The sequence below is a fragment of the Bacillus sp. VT 712 genome (assembly GCF_001614195.1).
Taxonomy (GTDB): Bacteria; Bacillota; Bacilli; order Bacillales; family Bacillaceae_H; genus Priestia; species Priestia flexa.
On record NZ_LWBK01000083.1, the window covers coordinates 1 to 11,466 of the forward strand.

General features: G+C 33.1%; 14 protein-coding genes. 12 read left to right on the forward strand and 2 right to left on the reverse strand.

The features are described from left to right. The 3 genes from A2U94_RS19920 to A2U94_RS19930 form a co-directional block, all read left to right on the forward strand. Positions 1-316, forward strand: a 316-nt coding sequence (locus A2U94_RS19920) for a cell wall hydrolase (RefSeq protein ID WP_062954809.1), incomplete at its 5' end; no start/stop codon positions are given. A 226-nt stretch (positions 317-542) separates the two neighbouring features. Further along, positions 543-917, forward strand: coding sequence for an S-Ena type endospore appendage (locus A2U94_RS19925; protein ID WP_025908111.1), 375 nt, complete (start codon positions 543-545; stop codon positions 915-917). Positions 918-936: 19 nt separating this feature from the next. Next, positions 937-2,394, forward strand: a complete 1,458-nt coding sequence (locus A2U94_RS19930) for a DUF11 domain-containing protein (RefSeq protein ID WP_025908110.1) — start codon at positions 937-939, stop codon at positions 2,392-2,394. Between the two features lie 47 nt (positions 2,395-2,441). On the opposite strand, the gene A2U94_RS19935 is transcribed toward A2U94_RS19930, so the two are convergent. Next, the gene (locus tag A2U94_RS19935; RefSeq protein WP_025908109.1) at positions 2,442-2,807 is read right to left on the reverse strand and encodes an S-Ena type endospore appendage; all 366 of its coding nucleotides are present in this window, start codon (positions 2,805-2,807) and stop codon (positions 2,442-2,444) included. 152 nt (positions 2,808-2,959) lie between these two features. On the opposite strand from A2U94_RS19935, the gene A2U94_RS19940 reads away from it, so the two are divergent. After that, on the forward strand, positions 2,960-3,832 hold the full coding sequence (locus A2U94_RS19940; protein ID WP_025908108.1) for an S-Ena type endospore appendage: 873 nt from the start codon (positions 2,960-2,962) through the stop codon (positions 3,830-3,832). A 134-nt stretch (positions 3,833-3,966) separates the two neighbouring features. Here A2U94_RS19940 and mobQ read toward each other — a convergent pair whose 3' ends face one another. Further along, a complete protein-coding gene (mobQ, locus tag A2U94_RS19945; protein WP_062954810.1) occupies positions 3,967-5,955 on the reverse strand; it encodes a MobQ family relaxase in 1,989 nt (662 codons plus the stop codon). Between the two features lie 376 nt (positions 5,956-6,331). On the opposite strand from mobQ, the gene A2U94_RS19950 reads away from it, so the two are divergent. From A2U94_RS19950 to A2U94_RS19980, 8 genes are all read left to right on the forward strand, one after another. Further along, positions 6,332-6,643, forward strand: coding sequence for a hypothetical protein (locus A2U94_RS19950; protein ID WP_025908117.1), 312 nt, complete (start codon positions 6,332-6,334; stop codon positions 6,641-6,643). A 190-nt stretch (positions 6,644-6,833) separates the two neighbouring features. Then, positions 6,834-7,076, forward strand: coding sequence for a hypothetical protein (locus A2U94_RS22045; protein WP_231882794.1), 243 nt, complete (start codon positions 6,834-6,836; stop codon positions 7,074-7,076). A 197-nt stretch (positions 7,077-7,273) separates the two neighbouring features. Continuing rightward, complete coding sequence (locus A2U94_RS19960; RefSeq protein WP_025908116.1) at positions 7,274-7,960, forward strand: hypothetical protein; 687 nt, start codon at positions 7,274-7,276, stop codon at positions 7,958-7,960. Between the two features lie 514 nt (positions 7,961-8,474). Beyond that, positions 8,475-9,041 carry a DUF3967 domain-containing protein gene (locus A2U94_RS19965; protein WP_062954811.1) on the forward strand — a complete coding sequence of 189 codons (567 nt, stop codon included), beginning with the start codon at positions 8,475-8,477 and terminating at the stop codon, positions 9,039-9,041. 179 nt (positions 9,042-9,220) lie between these two features. After that, a complete protein-coding gene (locus A2U94_RS20995; protein WP_025908114.1) occupies positions 9,221-10,084 on the forward strand; it encodes a DUF2599 domain-containing protein in 864 nt (287 codons plus the stop codon). Positions 10,085-10,184: 100 nt separating this feature from the next. Next, on the forward strand, positions 10,185-10,484 hold the full coding sequence (locus A2U94_RS19975; RefSeq protein ID WP_025908113.1) for a hypothetical protein: 300 nt from the start codon (positions 10,185-10,187) through the stop codon (positions 10,482-10,484). 291 nt (positions 10,485-10,775) lie between these two features. After that, positions 10,776-10,934, forward strand: coding sequence for a hypothetical protein (locus tag A2U94_RS21390; RefSeq protein ID WP_156482320.1), 159 nt, complete (start codon positions 10,776-10,778; stop codon positions 10,932-10,934). 157 nt (positions 10,935-11,091) lie between these two features. Continuing rightward, positions 11,092-11,466 (forward strand): cell wall hydrolase (locus A2U94_RS19980; protein WP_062954812.1); only part of this gene is annotated, 375 nt, incomplete at its 3' end.

Here is an 11,466-nt window from a genome sequence, read left to right on the forward strand (position 1 = left end):
AGCTGATTGTGCGGATTTCAAGGATGTAAGGACCATTGAAGATGTTATTTTTCAAGTACAAGGGGGAAATTACTCCTTTGAAGCTGTGCAAAAAGGCAATATGTTTTATCAACGAGCAAGAGAATCTGAAAGAAGATTAGCAAGAAAGAATTTGGAATATTGGAGAGATTACCCAGCGAAATATGCTCTTTGGTACTTTAATCCATATGGTCCGTGTCCTCCAACATGGTATGGCCAACCTTTTAGTGGTCAATTTAAACAACATTGTTTTTATGAACCAGCGCCTGGAACATGTGAAAGCGTTTATATTCGTTGAGGAAAAGATTCGAATATTTTTAAAAACTAAAACTTTTAGCAGCAAAAAAAGGATCTTCTTACTGGAAGATCCTTTTTTCAGTGTCTATAAACATGATTATGTTAATTATAATCCCCTATATAATATTCATTGATTTTCCTATCTTTATAGTTTGTAAATACCCATTTTTCACACAATAAATGCTATTCTCCATATCTTTATAGTAAGGAGAAAAGGAGAATCTAAAATGTGTATATGTAAAAACGGATATGAAGGGATATTAAACAAGTGCAGTAATAATCAAATGTTTATAGCTAAAAAGTGTGTTCCTTTTAGAAGCCCTTGTGATGGCTTAACTAGAACTACTATATACACTACATCAAATGTTGTTAATACTTCTCTAGCCAATGGAATAATTGCAATTGTTAATACAAGTATAGATTGTGTCATGAATGTATCTATTACAGATAGTTCAGGTGAAAATACTTATGTTGTTTCTGCTCAGAGTTCTTTAGTAGTTCAAGTATTTTCGCTTTCTTTAATCACTGTGGTATGTGGCCCAGATAATGATAATGGGGAAGACTTCTGCACAGGAACGTTCGAAGCAACGTTATCTTTTTAGAATAGGAGAAGACAGGTTTATGCCTATAATTAATCGTTTTTCAATTTTGGCATGTGGTGCTATGACTTTTACAGGTAATACTTTAGGTCTTAGTCAGTTATTAAATCAAAACAGAGCAGGAGTTCAAGGAAGCATTGGTGCATTCACTACACTTAACAATGCGCTTCAAGTCCCTACTTTTCCAGTTGGAACAACTCTTAATATTAATCAAAATAGTTCTGCAGCAAATTTGGTCATACCTAACAACAGTAATGTACTTTACGCTGAACTGATCTGGGGTGGTAATTACTTATCTCGTGATCAGAATATTATAGCTTTAATTAACAATCCAGTTACTTTCGTTGATTCGAATAATAATTCTTTTAGTATAAATCCAGACCCTCTGACACAAAATCAGGAAACATTTACTTCTGGAAATCCACCTGTTACAAGAGGGTTTTATAATCGTTCTGCTAATGTAACTGCTATTGTTCAAAATAGTGGTGCTGGAACATATTCTGTCGCAGGGGTTCCAGGACTTTTAGATCCATTACAGGCTTCTACAGCTGATACAAATCATGCAGGGTGGACTTTAGCAGTAATTTATGAAAACAGTCAATTGCCTAATAGATCAATGTACTTATATATTGGAACGAATGGTTTAGTAATCAGTCCTGCTAATCCTATCATTGATGTTCCTATTGTAGGTTTTATGACTCCACCTTCTGGTCCTGTTAACACAAGAATCTTAATAAGTGCTCAAGAAGGTGATGCTAATATTACAGGTGACCAGGCATTATTTGGTCCTACAGCACTTTCTTTAACAAATCTGTCTGGTCCAAGAAATCCATCTAATAATTTTTTTGGATCTCAAATTAATAACGATAGTGGAAATTTAGATACTACAGGTACTTTTGGAGACCGTAATCAGAACCCTATAACAGCCACTAATATATCTGCTGGACGTCAAGGGTGGGATATAACTAATGTAGACGCTACAAATTATCTAGGTAACAATGAAATGATTGCAACATTTAGATATACATCTACTGGTGATGCGTATATGCCAAATGCTTTAGGAGTTCAAATTGATCAAGGCGATGCTGTATTAGATGTTCAAAAAAGGGTTAATACTACAATGGCTGATATTTTAGATACGTTAACTTATACAATTACTATTACAAATGAAGGTGTAGTTCCAGCTAATAATGTTGTATTTACCGATTTAATACCTGAAGGTAGCGTTTTTATTAATGACAGTGTCGTTATAAACGGAGTGTCAACACCTGGAGTAAATCCTGAGACTGGTATTTCACTTCCTGATATCAATGTTGATGAAACTGTTACTATTGTGTTCGAAGTTCAAATTTTAAAATGTGTATGTTTTTTGAGGAATAAATCATTTATCACTTTTAGTTGTGGTAAAATCACGTTTAGTAATCAAGTATTAACAGTTATTTGTAAATCTTGTTCGGGATCAAATTGTATATGTGATTGATGACTCATAAAAAAATGCTTATGGTTTTGACAACCATAAGCATTTTTTTATGAGTCTAATTGATATCTAACTACAATATCAAGTTCTCCCTTAGCAGGACCGGCAGGGTCTACAGGTCCTGCTATAGAAATAGCTCCTAAATTGTCAATAGTTCTCATTAAACATTGACCTGGAGCTAACGTTTCAGTTAATACCGTAGTACCTGAAGAATTGGTTGCTGTCACATCAAAAGGAAACGTACCTGAATTTTTCAAAATGAAAGAAGCTATAACTGTTTCATTAATTGCCTCATATATTGTTTCATCTGCTCCTGCAGCTATACTGAATTGGCAACATAATTGGTCTTTTACATAGTCATTTCCTCTAAAACAGTTACCTAAAATAGTTGAATTATAATCTGAATTGCAAGACATTTTAAATTCACCTCGTTTTTTCAAATGTTCACTTGAAATATTAGATGTTTTATTGACGATATTGGTGCTTAATTATTTTCATTTTTAATTTATTTTTACAATATGTATAAAAGATAAATAAGTAATTATATGAATTTAAATGAGGGATAAAGGTGGACAAATACTATATATCAAATAGAGAAGAATTAGCTATTTCTGCTGATAAAATATGTGATTGGGTTCAAAAACCTATAGAGTTAAAAATGAGAGAAAGTATTCTAGAAAAAGCATCCGTTCATGATGTGTTTTGTCAAGAATTTTCTATTGCAGAGTTTAAACCTTCCCTTTATAGTCTGTGGAAAACAATCAATATGGAAAGTATTTCTTGTACACTTAGTCTAACTATTACTGAATGTAGTACCAATAAATTATTATTAAGTGTCAATAAAGGCGAAAAAGATGAAAAACAATTTCCCATTTATAAAGGTACTTTTAATTTTACTTTTAGTAATATTAGTAGCATCTCTATTATTAATGATACAGAAACAGCATATAAAGGAAGGTTTTCTATTCAAATACATTACGAAATTCCAACTACAGAAATTGATTTTTCATGTCAACCAATATGCTATTTAGATGAAAGTCAAGTAAAATGCAAAGAAATTTCAGATAAAACAAAATTCAAGAATAAAGTAATTTTAATACATGAAAAGTGGGTGACATTAAGAAAAATTAATATTTTAATAGAAGGAGTATTTCTTGTAGAATTTAAGAAAAAAAATGGTGGGGTTTTCTTATGTGAAATCCCCTTTAAAGATATTATTTCTGTTTATATGTGTGTAACAGAAAAATCAAAAATTGAATGTAAACTAACTATAAGTGACTCTACATGCTATTTAGCGAAAGAAAATATTAAAAATTGCTATACACTTTTGATTAATAACTTTCTATGTTTAAATATTATGGCAATAGAAAGTGTTGTTTTATGTATTGAAGGCTTTGAAGATATTAATCCTAGAGATGAAGAGATTAAAAGCATAGAGTAAATCGAACTATAAAAACCTTTTTAATAGGTAATTGACCATCTCTTTTAAGTTCATTTGAAAAAGATGGTCAATGTTATATTAGAGAATAACAACTTTAAGTTGATTAAATTGCCTTAAGGCAATTAGTTGTCTTTTTAACGAGAAAAGTCATGACCTTGATCTTTGGGTTTATTTATGGAGCTACTTTTAAATCTTCTAAGCTGTTGCTGCTGCTTTTGTTGTGCTTGCTCTTCGCTACGAGTAGCTTGCTGAATGGCATCAAGAATGCCTGAGATCGTTCCTATGACTTGTTCCTTGGTGTTTATTTGCTTTTCTATATTGGGGATTACATTTTTCTCAAGCTCTCTAATTTCGCCTTGTCGCTTCTCTAAATCATCCGGTCCTTTATATCCTTTTTCTTTAAGGTTCTCTCGGTAATGATCGGCTTCATGCTGTAATTCTTCGTAATGTTGTCGTGCTTTTTTCGAAACCAATCGTTTAGCTGTCTCACCAGGACTACTACTTAGTTGATCAAGTTCTTTTTCCGTTTTTTCAAGGTTCGTAACTTGATTCTTCATGGTACTTAAATAATCTCTTTCTGTTTCAAAGATTTTTACATTTTTCTTTAGTTTGTACAACTCATCTTTTTGATTTCCAATCGCTTTTTCAATGACTTCTAATGTGACTGGCGTCTTTTTGGCCATATCTATATGTTTCTCTAGTTTTAAGGCATTGTCATAGCTCAAGTATGTTCCAGCTGTTTTTAAATCGGGATAATGTGAGCTTACTTCACGAATTTTAGCCATTTTAACGGCTTCTTCTGCTTGTAACAACGTTTTTGTTTCGACTCGAATCTGTTGTTTCTCATAGTTGATTTGATGAAGGCGATTTTCTTTTTGTTGAGAAAACTCTTGATAGCGTTGGTAGAATTCTTCTTCATTTGAAAAACGAAGGGATTCTTTATATTCTTTGATGCTGCTTTCATAGTTTGCTTTATTGCCTTCTAAATCAGAGATTTTATCAAGGTAACGACGTTTCATCATATTATTTTCTTTTAGTTTAAACGGATTGAGTGATCCCTTGAGTTCATCTACTTTCTCTTCATTCTGCTTAATATCATGCTCCAAAGCCTTCACACGGTCATAAGAATTACTGACGTTAAGAAACTGTTGTTGTTGAACATGGAAATGTCGTTCAATTGGGTCATGACGATTGCTCATTTTGCGTAGTTCTTCATGGCGTTTGTAGATACTTTCTAAGGAAACGACTTCTTGGTTTAAAAGAGATGCAGCCTTTTGAATCTGCGTTTTCTCAACATCTGTAGAGAAGCTAAATTGCTTCTCTTTTTCTTTCATTTTTTGTAGATGAGCCTCTTTTTGGCGGCGGTAATCCTGTAGGTCTATAACGACTTGGTTATACTCTTGGCGCTCTCGGTTTATTTGGCCGCGCTGGCTTTGTTTCCCTTTCTTCTCCATGTCATGAGCTACATGCCCTAAGTGAATAGTTGGAAGAACTTCAAGTCCACGCTTTTCATGAGAAAGGTGCGTAATACGCTCTTTACTTTGGGCTTGTTCTAATGCTTGATTGGCATAGTTCGCCCATTCCTCACGAATAGATAAGCAGCCTTCGCTGTTTTTAACGTACCCACGATGGTTTTCTTTAGCGTTCGCAAAATCAGCGTTCCAGTCACGATTCTTCTTCCCAAAGCCATCCTGATCAAGATTTCTCATCGTTAACATGATGTGAGCATGAGGATTATTTTTGTCATCGCGATGAATAGCAATATCAGCTACCATTCCTTTTTGAACAAATTCATTTCGTGTAAAAGACTTAATGAGTTCTTTTTGTTGGTCATGATTCAGTTCAATTGGTAACGCAATGTTTAATTCGCGTGCTAATTGCGAGTCTTTGCGCTTCTCTACTTTTTCAACTTCATTCCATAAACGGTTCCGATCTTTCATCCATTCTGGCGCATTGGAAGGAGTTAGAATCATGGTTTCCGGTTGTACATTACGAGCATAAAACTTTTGTTCATCTGTGCGTTCATCATGTAGTTTTTCGCCACTGCGATAAGCAGCTGCAGCAATAGCCGATTGGCCTTTTGAACGGCTGATAATTTGCATCGACAGATGGTAAATAGCCATGATTCTTTCCTCCTTTCTTTTAAATGGATTTTTGTTTTTGGAATAAGTTGATGAGAGCACAAAGTGCGCTAATCAAGGTTTTTGATGAAAGCATCATCATGAACACCAAAGGTGTCAGATGGTGCTTTCATCTTTGCCGATAGGCAAACAGGTTTTATGAAATTCGCCATCTAGGCGAATGGGTCTTTGGTTTTGTCTTTTCGTTCCGAAGGAACCGCACACATCGGTACGATGTATAAGTGCGCCCTTATCTCTTCGATCTAAGGGAATTATACCATATCCTGGTGAGAAAATCCATGCTAAGGATACCAATTTATCTCAATTTTTGATATAATCGATACAAACATTAGAGAACAGAAAAAGGAGATGATAATGGATGCCGAAGAAGCGAACAGATGAGGAAATTCTCCAGGAGTTAGAAGAGAAAATTGAGAAGATGAAAGCGAAGAAACAACAAGTTGAAGCGCGTAAAAAAGAAAAAGAGAGAAAAGAGAGAACAAGACGACTTATTCAAGTCGGCGCGATCTTCGAGAAATACTTTGAGATTCAAAGTGAAGAAGAAGCTGAAAAGATTGCGAAGGCATTGCAATCTTATGTAGGGAAAAATAAAGAGAAGATTTTGCATCATGATATGGTTGTAAAAGAAAAAAAGAAAGCAGCAGCTGAAGTAGCTGTTTCTGAAGAATAAGGATCCGTCGGAGCCTATGATGAAATGTTTATATTGTGATTCAGATAATAATCGAATGGAGGAAGCATGTTCTGTTTGTGGAGCACCTTTACACGTAAAGCGTCCTCAACTTAAAGAATATGTGAGTTTACAAGATTCAGCTTTGTCATTCTAGGAGCTTCAAAGTTTTCACACATATGATTTGTTAATCTTGCTTCGTTTAGTACGAGAAGAGCGTTCAAAAAGCTATAATTTGATGAGAACGGTTCAGAAAGCGCCAGAAGGGGCTGAGATTGATAAAAGTGTAATAGAGTTCGGAGAAAGCGAATATCGCCTTTATACGGCTCGTATGAAGCTCATAGAGGGTCTCTTAATAGACAGGATGGGGTACAAGCCTAAACGAGTGGATGATAAGCTGCTTGAAGCGTTAAAACAGCGAATAGAGTCGAATTAGGGTTGCATTTATGAAAGATTTGGTAGAAAATTAGACATAAGAAAAGCCCTCAAGTTTTGGTCGACTGCGAGGACTTCTCTTAAAAACTATGAAGGAATTAACCTGTAAGAAAGATTAACTCTTTTTGTTGAATGTGTGTAAGTGTATTTTAACACAAACAGATTAATTTCTTCCAGTTAAAAATTGGGGGAATTGTAATGAAAAAAGAAGATAGCTTGAGAAGTAGTTTAGATAAAGCAGAACAAAATGCTAGAAAAAGAGATTTTGAAAAGGATCGAGAATCCAGGTTAAAAGCAGAAGAACTAAAAAAATCTTTATTAGATCAATTAAAGGAACTTACTGGTGAAGATCACTTTGTTGGAACTAGTAAAGATCCTTTTGCAGGGGAGCCGTTTAATCAAACTATGCATAGAAATTTAGATTTGTTAAATAGAATTGGTTATCTTAATCAAGCCGAAGGGGACTTTCTTTTTAGGATTCAAGCGTACTTAGAATTTAAAAGCAATGTAATCATTTGCAGAGAGGATAAATTTAAAAAGAAACAAAAAAATGTTGTTGAAGATGACTTTGAACTTCCAAAGGCAGCAACAGTTTCAGAAATTGCTGAAATGATTGGGAAATCCCGTAGACAAACATCCGAAATTATGAATTCTTTGAAACAAAAAGAAATTTTACTTAATCCCGAAGGCGCAGGTCAAGTATCTGAAAATGGACGTACTGTAAGCCCTAGAACGTGGATTGTAAATCCTTATATTATGATTTGTGCTCCACGAAAAAATGAAGTTAAGTTAGATAAGTTAACAATGAGATTGTTTCAACATTCTTTAAAAAAACTTAAAGATCAGAACGGTAAAAAGGTAACATTACCTGCTAGATTTTTTTAAACTGATTTTTTAGATCGTATCATATTTGATACGATCTTTTTTTATTAATTGCACTTTTTAAGGTGTGCGGAATTCCTCTCATTTTAGTGCCATAATGAGAGGAATTCCGCACACCTTAAAAAGTGCATCAAACCCAGTCATATCAACGGTTTAACCCTCTTTTTAAACTTTCTCTCTATTATCACTATTGTTTAGTAGCAATTCGCTGATAGAATTGCAAGGGTCTTTTTATACTTTTTTTCGTTCAAAAAATTAGCCATAAAGGCTAAAAGACCGCCTTAAGGCGGATTAGCTATTAGATGAAATTTGTATCTGTTTTACTTTTTAAAAGAGAACGCTATATAGGAACGCGGTTCCTTTCTATATATTTTGAAGGACGGGTACCGTTCTAGTTTCGAACGTATTGATTTATCAAGTTTCAATTTTTATTAAAGTTTAGTATTATATCTTTAATAAATTTTATTTTAAAATAGAGAACGGTAATTGTAACGCCGTGATCACGGAGGGATAAAGCGTGGATAAAACTGATAAGGCTTATACTCCTAAAGAAGTTAATTCTTTGTTAGATGTATCGGAAAGTACAGCAAGAAAATGGTGTATATCTTTAGAAAAAAAAGGATATATGTTTATTAGAAATCATAGGAACCAACGTCTTTTTACAGAACATGATCTTGTTGCTTTGAAGAAGTTTCAAGCTTTATTAAAAGAGACTAATATGCCAATGGATAACGCGGCGGATATTATAGTATCAAGGTTTGGTAAGGGTACGTTCGAAGATCGAACGCTATCCGTTCGAGAAGAAAATAATGAAGAACAGCGTTCTCTAGAGCGTTCTGAAGAAACAATAAACAAGCTTATGGAACATATTAAGACACAAGAAGCATACATGAAAAAACAAGATAAATTTAATCAAAATTTATTAGAGCGTTTAGATCAACAAGAAAAATATATACTTTCTCGTCTTGAAGAAAGAGATAAGTCTTTAACTGACTCTCTCAGAGAAATGCAGCAAACTCAGAAGTTAATTGCTGCTGCTCAAGAAGAAAAGAAAAGTTTTTTTGCTAAACTTTTTGGCAGGTGATTTTTAAAAAAAACAAGGGAAAATCTATCCCTTGTTTTTTTGTATTGTCTTATTGTTTCAATCTTAATATGAATTCTAATAGAATAGAATATAAAAGAAGTAGTTTACAAAATTATCAATAAATAGTAGAATTTTATAGGTGTTGTTTACATAAAAAAATGGTATATAAGGGGAATTTTATGAAAAAAAGAGCATTGAAAGTATTATTTGTAGGTTCACTTGTAGGAAGTCTATTGAATTTTGGAAATGTAGTATCTGCTTCTGAAAAAGATTTTACTTCTTTCTCAACTTATGATGGTACTGATATTAAGGTAGGTAAAACATTGGAAGATACATCTAAATTTAATGTATCAAAAGCTTCAGGGGTAACTAATGAGGAATTAAATGTAGATGTAAAAAAGCTTGATAATGGTATTGAGCAAACAGTAACAACTGAACCAAATAATGAAAAAGTTGTTTATGAAACACCTTTTGATTTTAAAAATGGAGAACATATTGAATTAGTAAAAGATGATGAAGGAAAAACTGATGGTTCTGCATTAGTTTACGATAAAGATGGAGAATCAATTGCAGTTATAATGCCTACGTTAGCATTGTCTGAATCAGGTAAAGAGTTAAAGAATGTTGACATTACTACAGTTATTAAAAACGGAGACACTCTACAACAAACTGTGGATTATAATGGTACTAGTCAGACTGTTAAACTTGTAACTGCTGCTGCTTCTAAAAGTTTTTCAGATTATTTTTCTAGTGGTTCTTGGATTACAAGAGATAAGGTAATTTCATTAAGCTTAAAACCAAAAGCAATTTTATGGTCAAACCACAGTCAGCCTAATGCTAATGCAGCTCTTAATAAGGACAGTTGGGCTAAAGTAAAAAGTAAATTTTCTTCAAGTTCAAAATGGAAAAATGAAGGATCAATAAAGAACCAATACGATTGTCATTATTATGTAGCAAAAGGAACAAAAACTCCTTGGAATTTAGAACCAAGTAGACCTAATGTTGGTTACAATAAAACAGTTCTTGCAAAATGTAATCCTTAATAATTGTTTTATTAAATAAATCGTTAAAAAAGCATACCTATAATGGCTATGCTTTTTTTTGATATTAGAGTAAAATAACACAAGTACAAGGAGGTATATTATGGACCATTTTACAACTTTTGATTATTTAAGGCCGATTTTTATCACATTTATAGTTTTACTCATTCTTTTGTTTATAGCAATTTTACAAAATAATAAACGAAAGTTAGTAAATACTTTCTCTGTTTTTAGTATTTCAGTGATTAGTGTGCTTATTTCAGGAATTACTCTTTTTGTAGAAGGAAGCATTGTAGATGATTTAAATTTATCTGGAGATTCTGTATCTACATATCTATTTTTTATAATTGTAATTCTATGTATTGTAAATCTATTCTTTTACTTTAGAAAGAGTAAGAATTAAGAATAAATACAATAGAGATTTTTACTTAATATGATGTTTATATTGTATAAAATGACTCTTTTTTATACAGAGAGTGTGGTATTTTTTATTTTAGAAACGTTGTTAAATCAACAATGTATAAAATTATGTATAAACAAGAAAAACGAAATATAAACGATCCCTTGTGCACCAAGGGATCGTTTTTTTCATGTGTTCCGGAAAGAGGTATTATGTAAACTTATTTTGTATATAGTATGCATAGTCATTTATTTGCTGATATCCAATAAAATATGAATATGGGAAGGTGATCAGATGGAGGAGTTTAAAGATTTACTGTCTTACGGTATTTTAATGAGGCCAACTTCTTATTCAAAACTAAAACTAGCAATAGAAGGGGTAGCGTCAGGAAAGTGCGGATTTACAACGTTAAGGAAATCAAAATATAAAAAGTCTAATTTCTCGGTGTTATAAGTGAAAAATTAGGCTTTAGTTACTTCATTAAAGCGCCTGATTGATGAAGACTAAAGTTTATATTCACCAAGAAAATTGATGTGCTCTTATCCTAACAAATTGTAAAAAAGAGACATGAATATTGCTTTTTTTCATACTGTATTTTGGAGGTGGAAAAATGGCAAGAGTCGCTTACCGAGATGCAGACGTTGATTTAATGGCAAGGATGATGAGAGCAGAGGCTGAAGGTGAAGGAGTACAGGGGATGCTATATGTTGGAAACGTGATTGTAAACCGTGCTGTAGCTGATTGTGCGGATTTCAAGGATGTAAGGACCATTGAAGATGTTATTTTTCAAGTACAAGGGGGAAATTACTCCTTTGAAGCTGTGCAAAAAGGCAATATGTTTTATCAACGAGCAAGAGAATCTGAAAGAAGATTAGCAAGAAAGAATTTGGAATATTGGAGAGATTACCCAGCGAAATATGCTCTTTGGTACTTTAATCCATATGGTCCGTGTCCTCCAACATGGTATGGCCAACCTTTTAGTGGT

Excerpts from the sequence above, each read along its gene's own strand:
- A2U94_RS19925 (WP_025908111.1), top strand. The coding sequence starts at position 543 with ATGTGTATATGTAAAAACGGATATGAAGGGATATTAAACAAGTGCAGT.
- A2U94_RS19930 (WP_025908110.1), top strand. The coding sequence starts at position 937 with ATGCCTATAATTAATCGTTTTTCAATTTTGGCATGTGGTGCTATGACT.
- A2U94_RS19935 (WP_025908109.1), bottom strand. The coding sequence starts at position 2,807 with ATGTCTTGCAATTCAGATTATAATTCAACTATTTTAGGTAACTGTTTT.
- mobQ (WP_062954810.1), bottom strand. The coding sequence starts at position 5,955 with ATGGCTATTTACCATCTGTCGATGCAAATTATCAGCCGTTCAAAAGGC.
- A2U94_RS19950 (WP_025908117.1), top strand. The coding sequence starts at position 6,332 with ATGCCGAAGAAGCGAACAGATGAGGAAATTCTCCAGGAGTTAGAAGAG.
- A2U94_RS19960 (WP_025908116.1), top strand. The coding sequence starts at position 7,274 with ATGAAAAAAGAAGATAGCTTGAGAAGTAGTTTAGATAAAGCAGAACAA.
- A2U94_RS20995 (WP_025908114.1), top strand. The coding sequence starts at position 9,221 with ATGAAAAAAAGAGCATTGAAAGTATTATTTGTAGGTTCACTTGTAGGA.
- A2U94_RS19975 (WP_025908113.1), top strand. The coding sequence starts at position 10,185 with ATGGACCATTTTACAACTTTTGATTATTTAAGGCCGATTTTTATCACA.
- A2U94_RS21390 (WP_156482320.1), top strand. The coding sequence starts at position 10,776 with ATGGAGGAGTTTAAAGATTTACTGTCTTACGGTATTTTAATGAGGCCA.